Source organism: Thioalkalivibrio sp. ALJ24 (assembly GCF_000377785.1).
Taxonomy (GTDB): domain Bacteria; phylum Pseudomonadota; class Gammaproteobacteria; order Ectothiorhodospirales; family Ectothiorhodospiraceae; genus Thioalkalivibrio.
Genome location: NZ_KB898728.1, coordinates 204,547 through 219,508, shown reverse-complemented (window position 1 = coordinate 219,508; position 14,962 = coordinate 204,547). Strand labels below are relative to the sequence as shown.

The window sequence follows — 14,962 nt, the reverse complement described above, 5'->3', positions numbered from 1 at the left end:
GTTCGCTGATAGACTGGCGCCTTTTCCGGAGACGGACAACCGCAAGAGGACGTGATGGCGCAGGGGTTCTGGGCACGACTGGTGCGGCGCATGCCGCTGATCCTGGCGGGTGCGACGGTGGTCGCGCTGCTGGGCGCCATGCTGGTGCGCGGCGAGAGTTCACTCGGATTCGTGGCGGCCTTCGTGGTGTTGCTGCCGCTGACGCTGGCGTCGGCGCTGATTCGCTGGTGGCCGGGCGGGCGGGCGGCGCGTACCGCCTGCCGGCAGGAACGCGTGCGCCGTGCCCTGTGGATGCTGGCGGTGGCGCTGATGATCTCGGCGGTGATCACCCTGGTGGCCGGGGTCGCGTGGTCGGGCTCGCGGGTTGGCAACATGCTGATGGTCGCGGGGATCCTGCTGCTGCCACCGGCGGTGGTGATCAGCCTGCTGGGGTTTCTCGGGCGGCGTTCGATCGAGCTGCGGGACGAAGTGGGCGCGGATGCCCACGTGGAGCTGGAAACCAACGCCCACTGGGCGGTGTTCCTGCCGGCGCTGGTGGTGCTGGGGGTGACGGCACTGCTGGCCATCGGCCCGTTCGGGGTCTGGGGTCAGGGGGCCGCGGCGGTGCTGTACCTGGTGGTCCTGCCGGGGCTGGCCATCCGTGCGCTGGCCAGTTTCGTGAATTCCGAGGCGGTACTGACCGATCGCTATCTGCACGTGGCCAGTGGCCTTCTGTGGCAGCGCGTGGTGCGCTTCGAGCTCAGGCGCGTCGGCGATATCGGGGTCAGGCAGCACTGGCTGGGGCGCTGGCTGGGCTTCGGCAAGGTGACCGTGGTGGACGCCGACGGCCACGCCAAGGTCGTTCCGGGCCTGCGCGATCCGGCCGGCCTGGTGCAGCGCACCCGGGCGCGTCTCTAGCTTTTCGATTCCCCGATAGGTGCGCCCTATCAAGACAATGTGAACTCGATAATGTCTTTTATGGCTGCCCCTGCTATATCTCGAGGGACCAACACAACGAGAGAAGGAGAGAGAGATGGCAGGAGACACCCCGAATGCCGCTGGCCGCTGCCCGGTCATGCATGGAAGCCGTACCCGCAACAACGCCGGCGGTGGCGGGCCGCGTGACTGGTGGCCGAACCAGCTGAACCTCGCCATCCTGCATCAGCACGGGGTCGAGTCCGATCCGCTGGGGCCGGAGTTCGATTATGCGGAGGCCTTCAGCCAGCTGGACCTGAAGGCGGTCAAGCAGGACCTGGCCGAGCTGATGACCCATTCGCAGGACTGGTGGCCGGCCGACTACGGCCATTACGGGCCGCTGATGATCCGCATGGCCTGGCACGCCGCCGGGACCTATCGTACCGCCGACGGCCGGGGCGGGGCGTCCACCGGCAACCAGCGCTTCGCCCCCATCAACAGCTGGCCGGACAACGCCAACCTCGACAAGGCGCGGCGTCTGCTTTGGCCGATCAAGCAGAAGTACGGCAACAAGATTTCCTGGGCCGACCTGTACATCCTGGCCGGCAACGTGGCGCTGGAATCCATGGGCTTCGAGACCTTCGGCTTCGGCGGCGGTCGCGAGGACATCTGGGCCCCGGAAGAGGATATCTACTGGGGTGCCGAGGACGAGTGGCTGGCGACCAGCGATCACGCGAAGAGCCGTTACTCCGGCGAACGTGAACTCGAGAATCCGCTGGCCGCAGTACAGATGGGCCTGATCTACGTGAACCCCGAGGGTCCGGACGGCAACCCGGACCCGCTGAAGTCGGCGCACGACATCCGCGAGACCTTCGCGCGCATGGCGATGAACGACTACGAGACGGTGGCACTGACCGCCGGCGGGCACACCTTCGGCAAGGTGCATGGCGCCGGTGATGCGGCCCACGTGGGACCGGAACCGGAGGCCGCGCCGCTGGAGGAGATGGGCCTGGGCTGGAAGAGCAGCTATGGTTCCGGCAAGGGCCGCGACACCATCACCAGCGGGCTGGAGGGTTCCTGGACCCCGACCCCGCGCCAGTGGGACATGAGCTACCTGGAGGTGCTGTTCAAGTACGACTGGGAGCTGTCGAAGAGCCCGGCCGGGGCCTCGCAGTGGGTGCCGAAGAACCTCGCCGACGAGGACCACGCCCCGGACGCGGAGGACCCGTCGCAGAAGGTCGGCATCATGATGACCACCGCCGACATGGCGATGCGCGAGGATCCCGAGTACCGCAGGATCGCGCTGCACTTCAAGGAGAACCCGGAGGAGTTCGCTGACGCCTTCGCGCGCGCCTGGTTCAAGCTGACGCACCGTGACATGGGGCCGAAAGATCGCTATCTCGGCCCGGAAGTCCCCGCCGAGGACCTGATCTGGCAGGACCCGGTGCCGCCGGCAGATCACGTGCTGATCGACGAGCAGGACGCCGAACGGCTGAAGGCCGGGATCCTCGCGACCGGACTGACGGTGCAGGAGCTGGTGGCCACCGCCTGGTGTTCGGCCTGCACCTTCCGTCAGTCCGACAAGCGTGGCGGGGCCAACGGGGCCCGCATCCGCCTGGCGCCGCAAAAGGACTGGGAGGCGTTCGAGCCGCAGCAGCTGGCGAAGGTGCTGGACCGGCTGGAGGGCGTACGCCGGGCCTTTAACGACGAGCAGTATGGCGACAAGCGCATCTCCCTCGCCGACATGATCGTGCTGGGCGGGGCGGCCGGCATCGAGAAGGCCGCGGCGGATGCCGGGCACCCGGTGTACGTGCCGTTCGTCCCCGGCCGCACGGATGCCACCGAGGAACAGACCGACGCCGAGTCCTTCGAGCCGATGAAGCCGGAGGCCGACGGTTTCCGCAACTACCGCCGCGCGCGCTTCACCGTGGCGGAAGAGGAGATGCTGCTGGACCGCGCCCAGCTGCTGGGTCTGAGCGCCCCCGAGATGACGGTGCTGGTGGGCGGCATGCGCGCCCTGGATGCCAACCACGGGGGCTCGAAGGATGGTGTGCTGACCGAGCGTCCCGGGCAGCTGACCAACGACTTCTTCGTGAACCTGGTCGACATGGGCATCGAATGGCAGCCCGTGGGCGAGGAGGCCGATCGCTTCGAGGGGCGTGACCGCGCCACCGGCGAGGTGAAGTGGACCGGGACCCGCGTGGACCTGGTGTTCGGCTCCAACTCGCAGCTGCGTGCCCTGGCCGAGGCCTATGCCCAGGACGACGCGGCGGAGAAGTTCGTCTGGGACTTCGTCGATGCCTGGAACAAGGTGATGAACAACGATCGCTTCGATCTGATGTAATCACCACCGGTTGCCGGGCGCCTGCAACGGGCGCCCGGTCCTGTTCCGGCTCTTGTCCTACTCCTGTTCGGGCAGGGTGGTGTCGAACTCCACCTCCACCGACCGCGTGCGCGAAGCGTCCGTCTCCTCGCTCAGCGGATTCTCCCGGTGGTGCAGCTCGCCCGAAACCCGGCCGCTGATGCGGGCGGTGTCTCCGTCGACCTCCAGGCGGTCGAATTCGTACTCGACATTCTCGAGCTCGTCGTTGCCCACGAAATCGGGGCCGCCGGCCTGTTCGTGGTAGTAGCTGATCTCCACCCTGCCCACGTTGTCGTTGAAGGTCGTTACGCTGACGATCAGCGAGCCCATGGGGTTTGGCGTGCTGCCGTCGCGCAGTCCGTGCAGGTTGAACAGGCGGGCCCCGCCGGGCAGGTCGGTGAAGAAGGCCGGCCCCCCGTCATCCGTGTCGAAGCGCTCCCAGGTCCGTTCGTCACCATCGATCGTGCCGCTCATCACCACCTCGCCGGCGACGGCCTGTCCGCCGGTCAGCGTCAGGGCGGCGCCGGCCGCCAGACCCGTCAGCAGGGTGGCACGGGTGCGGGTATTCGGTTTCGTCGGCTGCATGCTGCCTCCAGTGGAAGGGATATGGCGAACAGCCTAAACTGCGCTCCTCCCGCCGTCGCCCCTCAAACGCAGGGGACATCGATCGAGCCACCGCATGCACAGGGACGAGAATCCGCGATGAATACCAATACCTTCTATAACCGCCTCTCCGAGAAGATCAGCGATCTGATCCTGGCGGTCATCGCGCTGGGGCTGCTGGTGGTTTCGGTCGAATACGTGCAGTTCCTGACGGATCACCCGTCCACCATCCGGGACCCGGAGTTCTGGAAGCGCATCGTGCTGACGGCGCTGGTTACGGTCTTCACCGCCTACAAGTTCGTCGCTTATTCGGCCTATTTCTGCAATCCCGATAACGGCGCCCGCCTGGCCGGGCTCAGCCCGCGCCGAATCGTGGTCCTGTTCCTGCTGGATCTGGTCGAGGTCACGCTGGTGGCCTGGCTGTACGCCATCCTGCTGATCGGTCACCTGACCTCGCTGGGCGGGCGCGAGGCCGCCACCAGCGTGGAGCTGGGCGACACCATGCTGCCCTTCCTGTTCCTGTTCCTGGCGCTGTGGCATCTGACCGTACTGGTCTGGTACCGGGTGGCCCGCGGCGGTTACCGCGACATGCTGATCCACCTGGCCTTCGCGCTGGCCTACCTTGGCATGATGACCCTGCTGCTGGCGGCCGACACCGTGCGCTACAAGGAGCTGTTCGACTGGGCCGCGATCGCCTTCTTCGCCGGCTGCGTGGCGCTGCTCTACTGGGTCAAGGGCATCCCCGACATCCGCAACGCCCTCGCACGGCCTGTCTGAGACCGGTCTGTCCGCGACGGCCTCGCGCGCATCACTCGCAGGCGCCGACGGCCTCGGGCGGGCAGCGCGATCCGTCCGGCCACAGTGCTCGGCCCAGACGGGCGCCTTCGAGCCCGGCGTCTTCCGGGTTGGCGTCACGCAGGTCCGCGTGGCGCAGGTCGGCGCCGGAAAGGTCGGCGTCGCTCAGGTCCGCGCCGCGCAGGCTGGCCCCCCGCAGTCGGGCCTCGCGCAGCCGCGCGTCGGACAGGTTCGCCCGGCTCAGGTCGGCAAATTCCAGCAGGGCCTCGTCCAGCCGGGCCCCCTGCAGGCGGGCGCCGGACAGCCGGGTCTCGCGCAGGCTCGCCCGCGTCAGGTCTGCTCCGCGCAGATCGGCCACCGGCATTTCGCAGCGGTTCCAGTTGACCTCCGGAGCGGCCGGTGCCGAGCAGTCGCGGGCGGTGGTCTCCGGTGACGGCTCGCGCAGCAGCCAAAGCAGCATGACCGTCACGGCCAGCGTGGCCCCCAGGATGATCCAGCGCCGCCGCCCGCGCAGGACCACGGGGATGTGCTGTGCCGGGAGGGCGAGCAGTTCGACCCACTGCCGACGATGCGTCAGGGCCTCGGGCGATTCCGGCCGGCGGCGCTCGCCCGCGCGGCGTTCGAGGAGTTCCGGCGGGGTGTCTTCGTCCGCAGCGCGGCGTTCGCGCAGGCGCTCGTCCTCGCGCAGACGGGCCTGCTGCAGCCGTTCCATCCCTTCCGGGGTGTCGGCATGCAGCAGTTCCTCGGGGATCAGCTCGGGCACCTCGCGCAGCGGGTACCACTGGTGTGGCGTCGGCCCGACTTCGTCGTCCGGGGTCAGCCGCCCGAGGATCAGATAACGCCGGATCAGATGGGCGGGGAACGGGCCGTGAACCTCGCCGTCGCGCCGGGTGTACCACAGCCTGTAACCGTCGCGGTCGTGCTGCGTTGCGCCTTCCGGTGCCTCGCTCATCGTTGTTCCCGTGCCTGTCTGTCTGCAGTGTAGAAGAACCCGATCCGGGTGGCGATGCAGCCGCCCACCTGGTCCCGCAGTCTGCCGGCGTCGCGACAGGAGTCTTCTGGGACAGAGGATCGCCAAAGAGGGGCTCTTCCGGCGGGTTCGATTTCCTTCCAGTTGCGTGGCCGCCTAACATATGCGGCCCCGAGATACGGACAACCGGGGCCGTTCACGGGCCCCGCGGCGCAATGATGAATGATCCAGAACTTTCTCCGCCCCGTCCCCGGCTGGGGATTTCGCGCTGCCTGCTGGGCGAGGCCGTGCGTTACGACGGCGGCCACCGCCACGAGGCATGGCTGACGCGCGTGCTGCTGCCGTATGTGGAGGTGGTGGCGCTGTGTCCGGAGGCCGAGGCCGGTCTGGGGACCCCGCGCGAGCCGATGCAGCTGGAGCGCGGTCCCGGTGACCGGCTGCGTCTGCGCGGGCGCGAGAGCGGACAGGACCATGCGCCGGTGCTGCAGGCCTGGATCGACCGGCGGCTGCCGGAGCTGGAAGATGCCGACGGGCCGGACGGGTATCTGCTGAAGGCGCGTTCGCCCAGTTGCGGGCGCGCGGTGCCGGTTAACGGACAGCGCGAGCCGCGGCCGGGACTGTTCGCCGCGGCGCTGGAAACGGCCGACCCGTCACGGCTGCTGGCGGACGAGACCGTGCTGCACGATGCCGCGGCGCGCGAGGCCTTCGTGATCCGGCTGTTCGCACTGGCGCGGCTGCGCGAGCGCCTGGCCACGGAGTGGACCGCCGGTGACCTGTCGGCCTTCCATGCGCGCGAAAAGATGCTGCTGCTGGCCCACGGCCGGCCGGACTACGACCACCTGGGTCGTCTGGTAGCGGCCGCCGGGACGCGCCCGCGCGCGGAGCTGGCGGCCGAATATGCAGAGGTGTTTGCCCGGGCGCTGGCGCGCGGGACCACGCGCGGCGCGCACGTGAACGTGCTGCAGCATCTGCTGGGACATTTCCGCGAGCACCTGCCCGCGGACGAACGTGCGGCCCTGCAGACCGCCATCGAGGACTACGGTGCGGGCCGCCGGGACCGCATGTCGGTGGTGCGCCGGCTGCGGGAGCACGCGGATGCGCTGCAACTGGACTGGGTGCGCCGGCAGAGCTATCTGCGGCCGGCGCCGGATGAACTGCTGACGGGTGAAGACCCCGCGACCGAATGACTGCCGAATCCGATCTGATCATTCTCCGCCAGGCGCCGGAGATCCACCTGAAGGCGCCCGGCACGCGGCGCCATTTCACCCGCATCCTGCAGCGCAACCTGCGCCGGGCACTGGAGGATATCCCGCACCGTCTGGCCACTGCACAGGGGCGTCTGCTGCTGCGCACGACGGAACGCGAGCGGGCGCTGGAGATCCTGCCGCGGGTGTTCGGCGTGAGCACCTTCTCGCCGGTGGTAGCCGAGGTCGAACCCGAGCTGGAGGCCATCGTCGACGGGGTGCGGCGGCATTTCACCGAGGTGGTGCGCGGCCGGACCTACGCGGTGCGCTGCAAGCGCCAGGGTACCAAACGCGTGTCGGCCACCCGCATCGAGCGCGAGGCGGGCGCGGCCCTCAATGGCCCCGGAAAGGTGAACCTGGATGCGCCCGACGTCACCGTTCGCATCGATCTGCAGGAGGACCGGGCGTGGCTGTTCAGCGAGCGGCGGCGCGGGGCCGGCGGGCTGCCGCTGGGGGTGCAGGGGCGTACCCTGGTGCTGCTGTCCGGGGGCTTCGATTCGGCGGTGGCCGCGTGGTACCTGATGCGGCGCGGCGCCGCCACGGATTTCGTGTTCTGCAACCTCGGCGGGCCGACGCACGAGGCGATGGTGGCGGCGATCGCGCGGCGCCTGGCGGGGGACTGGGCACACGGCACCCGCCCGCGGCTGTACGTGGTCGACTTCGAGGCGGTGGTGGAAGATCTGCGCGCCAGCCTCCCGGGCGACATGTGGCAGATCGTGCTCAAACGGCTGATGTACCGCGCGGCCGAGGCGGTGGCGGCGCGCAGCGGGGCCGAGGCCCTGGTCACCGGCGAGGCCCTGAGCCAGGTCTCCTCGCAGACCCTCTCGAATCTTCAGACCATCGACGCGGCGGCCACGCTGCCTGTACTGCGGCCGCTGATCGGCTTCGACAAGCAGGAGATCACCGACCGCGCTCGCGCGATCGGCACCTTCGAGCTGTGCGAACGGGTGCCGGAATTCTGCGCGCTGACGGAGCAGCCGCCGCTGGTCGAGAGTCGCACCTCGCGTATCGAACGGGCCGAAGGGGCGCTGGATCCGGCCATTCTTCAGCAGGCGATCGATTCGCTGTGCGAGCGCGACCCGCTGGCAGCGGATGACGGACCGGACGGGGTTGCGGGGGAGGGTGAAGGGATCTTCGTGGACCGCATCCCCGAGGGGGCCACGGTGATCGACTGCCAGCCGCCGGAGGCCTATCGGCGCTGGCACTGGCCGGGGGCGGAAAACCACCCGGCCGACACCCTGCTGCAGACGTTCGCCGACTGGCCCTCCGACCGCGAATACGTGCTCTACTGCCAGCGCGGCAGCAATTCGGCGGTGATCGCCGAACGCATGCAGCGGGCCGGGTTCCGCGCGCGGGCCTTCCGTGGCGGGGTGGACCGTCTGAAAAAGCAGGGTCGGATTTCGACGGGATAAAAAAAGGCCCGACCAGAAGGCCGGGCCCGGAGGGCAGCGCGCGGCTGCCGCTGGTTCCTGCAGAGCGGATCAGTTGCGGGCGCAGGCCACCCACTCATCGATCTTGTCGGCCTCGTCCTCGAAGAACTTGTCCACCGCGTGGCCGGTGGACTCCTCATCGGCCAGATACATGTACTCGTTGAGCAGGTCGATGTCGATGCTCACGCAACCGGCAAAGGCCGCCACCTCGGGGAAGTCCTCCTCAAAGCCGGTACGCGACATCGCGTGAATGGTCTCGGCGCCGCCCAGCGCTTCCTTCGGATCATCCAGGTACTTCAGGTCGTAGGCACCCAGCTTCCAGTGCGGGCTCCAGCCGGTGACCACGATCGCCTCGTCGCGGCGGATGGCGCGGTCCAGCGCGGCGGTCATGGCGGCGTCGGAGGCCTCGATCAGGTCGAAGTCGAGGCCGTATTCCTCGATGGTGTCATGCGACAGACGGGTCAGACCGGCGCCCGGGTCGATGCCCTGGATCTGCCCGTTCAGGCGGTTCTGCCACTCGTCGTCCTGCAGGTCCTCAATCGACGTCAGGCCCATGTCGTAGAGATATTCCGGGACCAGCCAGCCGAGCTTCGCATCCTCGTACAGCACGCCCAGGTCGACGATCTCGTCACCGAATTCCTCGATGTAGTCCTCGTGGGTGATCGGCTGCCAGGACATCAGCATTAGGTCCAGGTCACCCCCGGCCAGGCCGGCGTACTGCGGGGCGATGTCGGTCTGCACCAGCTCCACGCCGGTGTCCAGGCGTTCCTGGATCACGCGGTCGGCGACCTGGGTGATGAATTCGGCATCGGCCCAGGCGGTCCAGCCGATGCGCACGTCGTCCGCCTGCGCGGCGGAGGTGGCCATGCCCAGCGACAGGGCGGCGGCGGTTGCGGTGGTCAGCAGTGTCTTCTTCATGGCGTCGGTTCTCCTTGTTGCTCTTGCAGCGTTCGGCCGCCGTCGGTGACTCGCGATCGGGGCGGCCGGGTGGATGAAACGATGGTCAGGCGCCGGCCTTCTGACGGCCGCTGAAGAACCAGCGCAGCAGGTTGCCGTAGGCATTGCCCTCGCGTCGACGCTGGCCGAAGCTCTGGCTGATGCGGTCGAGCAGGATGGCAAGGAACACCACCGCCAGACCGCCCTCGAAGCCGACGCCGACCTGCAGGCGCTGGATGCCGGTCAGCACGGTCCCGCCGAGGCCGCCGGCGCCGATCATGGACGCGATCACCACCATCGACAGCGCCAGCATGATGGTCTGGTTGATCCCGGCCATGATCGACGGCATCGCCAGCGGCAGCTGGACCTTGAACAGCAGCTGGCGCGGCGTGCAGCCGAAGGCCTGACCGGCCTCGACGTGCTCGCGGCTGACCTGGCGGATGCCGAGGTTGGTCAGGCGCACCGCCGGCGGCATGGCGAAGATCAGCGTGGCGATCGCCCCGGGCACCGTGCCCAGGCCGAAGAAGATCGCCGCCGGGATCAGGTACACGAACGGCGGCATGGTCTGCATCAGGTCCAGCACCGGACGCACCAGCATCTCCACGGTGTCGTTGCGCGCCATCGCGATGCCCACCGGCATGCCGATGATCAGCGCGGCGATCGACGAGGCGACCACCAGCGACAGGGTGCGGATGGTCTCCGGCCACAGGTCCATGGAGAAGATCAGCAGCAGCGCGATCGCCGCGAACAGCCCGAAGCGCCAGCCCACGCGCCAGATCCCGCCCAGCACGATCAGCACGGCCAGCACCCAGGGTGGCGGGAACCACAGCAGGGCCTGCACGGTTTCGGAGAACAGGCCAAGTCCGAACGCCGCGGCCAGTACGCCGGTGGTGATGGCTCCGGCCTTGACGCCGAAGCGCATCCACACGCCCGCGGCGATCAGGAAGGCGGTCAGCCAAAGCGGGTAAAGCAGGAGGAACTCTGTCGCGTCCACCAGCGCGCGGATGACCGCCTCGATCCCGTCCAGCAGCCCCTGGAGGTTGTCGCCGATCCAGTCGACCCCGTCCGCGATCCAGTCGCCGATGGTGATCGGCTCCAGCACGGTCTCGCTGAACCAGTCGGCCAGCGTTTCCAGCGGCCCGATGGTTTCGTGGTCCTGGAGGTCCGGTTCGTCTTGCGTCATGGAATGGGCCTACTGGTGGGTGCGGTCGAGGGTGTGCAGGATGTCGCGCTGCGACAGGGTGCCGACAAAGCGCCCGTCTTCCACCACCACCAGGGGCCAGTCGCTGGCGGCGGCTCGGCCGAGGATGTCGGACATCGCCGTGCTGGCATCCACGGTGTCGATGTCTGCGATGCGTGCGGCGTCGAGGTCGGCGGCGTCTGACAGGCTGCGCGCCGACACCAGGCCGCGGAATGAACCGCTCTCGTCCAGCAGCACCGCACAGCCATTGGTACCCAGCTGCTGGCGCGCGCCGGCGGCATCCGTATCTCCGCTGCGCAGCTGCGGCACGGCATCGCGGCTGGCGATGTCGCCGGCGGAGTACACCTGGCTGACATCCACGCCATAGAAGAACGAACGCACGTAATCGTTGGCCGGGTTCGACACGATCTCCTGCGGGGTGCCGATCTGTACCACCTGCCCGCCCTGCATGATGGCGATGCGGTCGCCGATGCGCATGGCCTCGTCGAGGTCGTGCGAGATGAATACCACCGTGCGACTCTTCTCCTGCTGCAGGCTCAGCAGTTCGTCCTGCATCTCGGTACGGATCAGCGGATCCAGTGCGGAGAAGGCCTCGTCCATCAACAGGATGGTGGGGTCGGTGGCCAGCGCGCGGGCCAGGCCCACCCGCTGCTGCATGCCGCCGGAGAGCTGGTCGGGATAGCTGTTGGCGTGGGCACCCAGCCCCACGGCCTCCAGTGCCTGCATTGCGCGTTCGTGCTGACGGGCATGGCCATGGCCGGAAACCTCCAGGCCCAGCGAGGCGTTCTCGATGACGGTCTTGTGCGGGAGCAGGGCGAACGACTGGAACACCATCGACATGTCACGCCGGCGCAGCTCGATCAGCTGCTTGTCGGTCATGCGGGTGATGTCTTCGCCATCCACGTAGATGTGTCCGAAGGTCGGTTCGAACAGGCGGTTGAACATCCGCACCATGGTCGACTTGCCGGAACCCGACAGTCCCATGATGACGAACACCTCGCCTTCGCGGATGCTGAAACTGGCCTCGCGAACGCCGACGACGTTGCCGGTGCGGGCGAAGATCGCATCCTTGTCCAGCCCCTCCTTCATCAGTTCCAGGGCGCGATGCGGGTGCGGTCCGAAAATCTTGTAGACGTCCTCTACGACGAGCTTGTCACTCATGCACGTACCGTTCGGGGTTCGGGTGGGGCGTCGTGGTGCGGCTCGCAGACCGGGTGTATTCGGCAGGTCTGCATATACTGATACAGAACTTGTCAGTCTTGTGCAACGTATCACTCTCGTGGCGTGCTATACAGGAAGCGAGACCGGTTGCCCGAGGACAACGTCATGACCGACTCCCTGCACGTGGTGTGTACGCACTGCGACGCCGTGAACCGCATCCCGTCCCGGCGGCTGGAACAGGCCCCGAAATGTGGTCAGTGCCATGCGCCGCTGTTCGCCGGGCGGCCGGTGGAGCTGACCGCGGCACGGGCGGACCGCCATCTGGAACGCGGGGACCTCCCGGTGCTGGTGGATTTCTGGGCGCCGTGGTGCGGCCCGTGCAAGATGATGGGCCCCGAGTTCGAACGCGCGGCGGCCGAACTCGAACCGCAGGTGCGGCTGGCGAAGATCAACACCGATGCCGAGGCCGCTCTTGGCGGGCGGTTCGGCATCCGCAGCATCCCGACCCTGGTCCTGTTCGAACAGGGCCGGGAGGTGGCCCGTCAGCCAGGGGCGATGCGGGCGGCGGACATCATCCGCTGGGCGCGGGAAGTCCTGTGAGCCGTCCGCCGCCGGCGGTCATTACTCCGGCTTGCAGATTTCCCCGGCGCGGGCGGCCTTCAGGGTGCGCAGCGCCAGTCCGACGATCAGGATGGTGGTCAGCGCCAGCAGGATCACCCCCAGGGTTTCCATCAGCGGCATCTCGCCGTGCATTCCGAAACGCATGGTGGCGATGCTGAACGCCGCCACCGGGAACGAATAGGCCCACCAGGAGAGGAAGAAGGGCAAGCGGAAGAACGCCGGCAGCCGCACCAGCAGGAGCAGGAACAGGAACGCGCCGATGTAGTAGAGGATACGCGCGAAGGCGTCCACCTCGCCGGTCAGTTCGAGCCAGGCGAGGAAGCCCACCGCCGGGGGTGCCAGCAGGATGGCCAGGGTCGGCATCATCCGTTCGGGCAGCGGGTCGTGGAAGATGAAGCGATAGAACACCAGCGTCATCAGCACGATCCAGAACACCAGGCCGATGCTGAAGAAGAACCACGACAGTTCGATCAGGCCGAAGGCCACGCCGGGCAGGGGGATCAGGATGTTCCCCACGACCGGGATGAACCAGGCCGGGTTGATCGACTCGATCGGCATCGGCTGTGACCCGGTCCAGCGCGCCATCGCGACCAGTGTCAGCAGCAGATGGGCGATCACGCCCACGATCCACAGGGCCAGCGCCGTGCCTTCCGCTACCGGCAGCCACAGCATCGACAGCAGGATCACCGAGATCGAGGTGGCGGCGAAGAAGTTCAGCTTGACCGGATGGTTGAATTCCTCTTTCACCTTGTCCGGCCATCCCTTGAGCTTCGACAGGTAGGCGATCGCGAGGAAGATAAACAGCACCGTGGTGAGCCCGGTCAGGGCGGCGCTGATCGTGGTCGGGCCATCCCAGACGATTTCTCCGGTGCGCCAGGCCAGGGTCAGCCCGGCCATGCCCATCACGGTGGCGAACAGGGGTACGGGCAGGTTGGGGAGTCGTCCCTCGGTGTTTTCCGTCATGGTCGTCCTCGAAGTGAATGGGATGCCCGTATCCTAGGGAAACGGTCATCGATGTGCACGTTCGGGGCTTCAGTCGGCGTCGGGGGCTTCCGTGGACTCTTCCAGCAGGCCGCGGATCTGTTCGATGACTCCGGGCTCCATCCATTCGATGGCGCCATACAGGGCGTAGCGCACGTGCCCCTCGCGGTCCACCACGTAGCTGGTGGGGAAGGCGAGGGCGCGCCAGTCTTCCAGCGACTCCTGCTGCGGGTCGAGCAGAATGGTGAACTCCGTCTCTACCTCGTCCTCGATGAACGCGCGGATGGTGTCTTCCGGCTCGCCGAGGTTCACCGCGAGGATCCGAAAGCCTTCGTCGCGCAGCTCATCTTCCAGACGCTGCATCGACGGCATCTCGTGGACGCACGGCGGGCACCAGCTGGCCCAGAAGTTGATCAGTATGACTTCGCCGCGGTAATCACGAAGATCGTGCTCGTTACCTTCCAGATCGGGGCGGATCAGCTCCGGCGCTTCCGGCTTGTCCTCCACCGGGTTGAGCCGTGCGTCGGTGCCCGACGGGGTGCGCACGGCAAGGTCGACATCGTCCGCGGGCACGCGCGGTTCGCGCGCCGCCGGGGTGCGCGCCAGCAGGTCCATGCCGCGCAGGAGCTCGCCCGGCATGGCCTCGCGTGCGAGGCGTTCGCCGGCGGTGGCGTCGGGGCGGAAGAAATAGCGATCCCGGATCTCCGGGAGGATGCGCACGCCCACCGAGCTGCCGGCCTCCGCGAGCGCGGCGCGCACCCGGCCCAGATGCTGGAACTGCGGGGACTGGGCCGGCTGCAGGATAAAGATCGGCAGGTTGCTGAGGTGGACGACGGGCTGCAGCTCGGGTTCGTCGGCATCCGCCCCGGTGTGCAGGAACGGGCTGAGCATCAGCACGCCGGCGAGATCCTCCGCGCCCGGGTTGGCCTGCTGCCACTGGTGCAGCCCGGTGAGCAGCCAGGGCCAGGCACGGTCACTGGCGAAGACGAACACCGGGCGTTCGGTTTCCTCGCGTGCGGCGTCCAGCAGGTCGGGTACTGTCGCCACCGGCATCTCGTCGAACGAAGAAGCGGCCTCGGGCAGGAAGTGTCCGCTGAAGGGATCGCTGAGCCAGACCTCCACACCGCGCGCCTGCAGCGCTAGGGCCTGTTCCCGGTGTTCGTCCTGCAGGCCGTGTTCGGAGGGGAACCACAGCAGGACGGGGCCGGTGTCCGCGGCGTAGCGTTCCACCGGTACGGGTTCGCCCCCGGCGGTGATCGCGGTGGCCGCGGGGGATTCGGCCACGGCCGCGGCGGGCAGGAGCGCGATCAGCAGGAAGGCGAGCAGGGCCCCCGGCATCGGCGGTTGCCTGGCCGGATCAGTCGAGGTCAGCGCGCTCGACGCGCTCGCGCGAACGCAGATCGCCGGAGGTGCGTTCCAGCTCGCGGTCCAGGGTCAGGATCGGGGTGTCCTCGGTCTCTTCCATGGTCACCTGGTCGGCGTCCACGCCCGGCGGCGGGAGCTGCGGACGGAATTCGGTCACCTCGGCAGATCCGGGCGATTCGGTGCCCGGCCAGTCCAGCTGCGCCCAGTCCGCCTGAGCCACCGTGGCCACCGGCGAGTCGTAGCCGGGCGGGGCCCAGAACGCCAGCACGGCGGCGGTGGCGGCCGTCAGCAGATTGAGGGAGCGGCGCCGGGCGCGCAGTTCGCGTTCCTGTTGCCGGGGATCTTCCACTCTGGCGTACATGGGGCAGGGCCTCGAAGAGATGTGTCGTACCGTGTGAG

14 protein-coding genes are annotated in these 14,962 nt (G+C 68.2%); 6 read left to right on the top strand and 8 right to left on the bottom strand.

The genetic code is table 11. The features are described from left to right. The first annotated feature begins 54 nt into the window (after positions 1-54). Both D571_RS0108400 and katG read left to right on the top strand, forming a co-directional pair. Entirely contained in the window at positions 55-897 is an 843-nt protein-coding gene (locus D571_RS0108400) for a PH domain-containing protein (RefSeq protein ID WP_018936238.1), read from the top strand. 115 nt (positions 898-1,012) lie between these two features. Then, positions 1,013-3,238 (top strand): catalase/peroxidase HPI, encoded by a 2,226-nt coding sequence (gene katG / locus D571_RS0108395; protein ID WP_026287717.1) that lies wholly within the window; start codon positions 1,013-1,015, stop codon positions 3,236-3,238. A gap of 57 nt (positions 3,239-3,295) precedes the next feature. On the opposite strand, the gene D571_RS0108390 is transcribed toward katG, so the two are convergent. Beyond that, the gene (locus D571_RS0108390) at positions 3,296-3,841 is read right to left on the bottom strand and encodes a hypothetical protein (RefSeq protein WP_018936236.1); all 546 of its coding nucleotides are present in this window, start codon (positions 3,839-3,841) and stop codon (positions 3,296-3,298) included. A 117-nt stretch (positions 3,842-3,958) separates the two neighbouring features. Here D571_RS0108390 and D571_RS0108385 point away from each other — a divergent pair, with 117 nt between their 5' ends. Then, positions 3,959-4,636 carry a hypothetical protein gene (locus D571_RS0108385; RefSeq protein WP_018936235.1) on the top strand — a complete coding sequence of 226 codons (678 nt, stop codon included), beginning with the start codon at positions 3,959-3,961 and terminating at the stop codon, positions 4,634-4,636. Positions 4,637-4,667: 31 nt separating this feature from the next. Here the strand turns inward: D571_RS0108385 and D571_RS0108380 are convergent, their stop codons facing one another. Beyond that, the gene (locus D571_RS0108380; protein ID WP_018936234.1) at positions 4,668-5,606 is read right to left on the bottom strand and encodes a pentapeptide repeat-containing protein; all 939 of its coding nucleotides are present in this window, start codon (positions 5,604-5,606) and stop codon (positions 4,668-4,670) included. Between the two features lie 236 nt (positions 5,607-5,842). On the opposite strand from D571_RS0108380, the gene D571_RS0108375 reads away from it, so the two are divergent. Together D571_RS0108375 and thiI are read left to right on the top strand one after the other, a co-directional pair. After that, complete coding sequence (locus D571_RS0108375; protein WP_038046948.1) at positions 5,843-6,811, top strand: DUF523 and DUF1722 domain-containing protein; 969 nt, start codon at positions 5,843-5,845, stop codon at positions 6,809-6,811. Further along, positions 6,808-8,280: a tRNA uracil 4-sulfurtransferase ThiI gene (gene thiI, locus D571_RS0108370; RefSeq protein WP_018936232.1), complete on the top strand. Its 1,473-nt coding sequence runs from the start codon at positions 6,808-6,810 to the stop codon at positions 8,278-8,280. The genes D571_RS0108375 and thiI overlap by 4 nt, the downstream gene beginning before the upstream one ends. A 69-nt stretch (positions 8,281-8,349) precedes the next feature. Here the strand turns inward: thiI and D571_RS0108365 are convergent, their stop codons facing one another. From D571_RS0108365 to proV, 3 genes are all read right to left on the bottom strand, one after another. Beyond that, the gene (locus D571_RS0108365) at positions 8,350-9,216 is read right to left on the bottom strand and encodes a glycine betaine ABC transporter substrate-binding protein (protein WP_018936231.1); all 867 of its coding nucleotides are present in this window, start codon (positions 9,214-9,216) and stop codon (positions 8,350-8,352) included. Between the two features lie 85 nt (positions 9,217-9,301). Next, the gene (locus D571_RS0108360) at positions 9,302-10,417 is read right to left on the bottom strand and encodes a proline/glycine betaine ABC transporter permease (RefSeq protein WP_018936230.1); all 1,116 of its coding nucleotides are present in this window, start codon (positions 10,415-10,417) and stop codon (positions 9,302-9,304) included. A gap of 9 nt (positions 10,418-10,426) precedes the next feature. Beyond that, entirely contained in the window at positions 10,427-11,596 is a 1,170-nt protein-coding gene (proV, locus tag D571_RS0108355) for a glycine betaine/L-proline ABC transporter ATP-binding protein ProV (RefSeq protein ID WP_018936229.1), read from the bottom strand. A 165-nt stretch (positions 11,597-11,761) separates the two neighbouring features. Between proV and trxC the strand changes: the two genes are divergently transcribed. Beyond that, positions 11,762-12,196 (top strand): thioredoxin TrxC, encoded by a 435-nt coding sequence (trxC, locus tag D571_RS0108350; RefSeq protein ID WP_026287716.1) that lies wholly within the window; start codon positions 11,762-11,764, stop codon positions 12,194-12,196. 21 nt (positions 12,197-12,217) lie between these two features. Here trxC and D571_RS0108345 read toward each other — a convergent pair whose 3' ends face one another. The 3 genes from D571_RS0108345 to D571_RS0108335 all read right to left on the bottom strand — a co-directional run bounded on the left by D571_RS0108345 (position 12,218) and on the right by D571_RS0108335 (position 14,924). Next, positions 12,218-13,180, bottom strand: a complete 963-nt coding sequence (locus tag D571_RS0108345) for an SLAC1 anion channel family protein (RefSeq protein ID WP_018936227.1) — start codon at positions 13,178-13,180, stop codon at positions 12,218-12,220. Positions 13,181-13,249: 69 nt separating this feature from the next. Next, on the bottom strand, positions 13,250-14,536 hold the full coding sequence (locus D571_RS0108340; protein WP_018936226.1) for a peroxiredoxin: 1,287 nt from the start codon (positions 14,534-14,536) through the stop codon (positions 13,250-13,252). Between the two features lie 19 nt (positions 14,537-14,555). Next, the gene (locus D571_RS0108335) at positions 14,556-14,924 is read right to left on the bottom strand and encodes a hypothetical protein (RefSeq protein ID WP_018936225.1); all 369 of its coding nucleotides are present in this window, start codon (positions 14,922-14,924) and stop codon (positions 14,556-14,558) included. Between the last annotated feature and the right edge of the window lie 38 nt (positions 14,925-14,962).

What these genes read in the sequence shown, in the direction of transcription:
- D571_RS0108400 (WP_018936238.1), top strand. Translation starts at nt 55, where the DNA reads ATGGCGCAGGGGTTCTGGGCACGACTGGTGCGGCGCATGCCGCTGATC.
- katG (WP_026287717.1), top strand. Translation starts at nt 1,013, where the DNA reads ATGGCAGGAGACACCCCGAATGCCGCTGGCCGCTGCCCGGTCATGCAT.
- D571_RS0108390 (WP_018936236.1), bottom strand. Translation starts at nt 3,841, where the DNA reads ATGCAGCCGACGAAACCGAATACCCGCACCCGTGCCACCCTGCTGACG.
- D571_RS0108385 (WP_018936235.1), top strand. Translation starts at nt 3,959, where the DNA reads ATGAATACCAATACCTTCTATAACCGCCTCTCCGAGAAGATCAGCGAT.
- D571_RS0108380 (WP_018936234.1), bottom strand. Translation starts at nt 5,606, where the DNA reads ATGAGCGAGGCACCGGAAGGCGCAACGCAGCACGACCGCGACGGTTAC.
- D571_RS0108375 (WP_038046948.1), top strand. Translation starts at nt 5,843, where the DNA reads ATGAATGATCCAGAACTTTCTCCGCCCCGTCCCCGGCTGGGGATTTCG.
- thiI (WP_018936232.1), top strand. Translation starts at nt 6,808, where the DNA reads ATGACTGCCGAATCCGATCTGATCATTCTCCGCCAGGCGCCGGAGATC.
- D571_RS0108365 (WP_018936231.1), bottom strand. Translation starts at nt 9,216, where the DNA reads ATGAAGAAGACACTGCTGACCACCGCAACCGCCGCCGCCCTGTCGCTG.
- D571_RS0108360 (WP_018936230.1), bottom strand. Translation starts at nt 10,417, where the DNA reads ATGACGCAAGACGAACCGGACCTCCAGGACCACGAAACCATCGGGCCG.
- proV (WP_018936229.1), bottom strand. Translation starts at nt 11,596, where the DNA reads ATGAGTGACAAGCTCGTCGTAGAGGACGTCTACAAGATTTTCGGACCG.
- trxC (WP_026287716.1), top strand. Translation starts at nt 11,762, where the DNA reads ATGACCGACTCCCTGCACGTGGTGTGTACGCACTGCGACGCCGTGAAC.
- D571_RS0108345 (WP_018936227.1), bottom strand. Translation starts at nt 13,180, where the DNA reads ATGACGGAAAACACCGAGGGACGACTCCCCAACCTGCCCGTACCCCTG.
- D571_RS0108340 (WP_018936226.1), bottom strand. Translation starts at nt 14,536, where the DNA reads ATGCCGGGGGCCCTGCTCGCCTTCCTGCTGATCGCGCTCCTGCCCGCC.
- D571_RS0108335 (WP_018936225.1), bottom strand. Translation starts at nt 14,924, where the DNA reads ATGTACGCCAGAGTGGAAGATCCCCGGCAACAGGAACGCGAACTGCGC.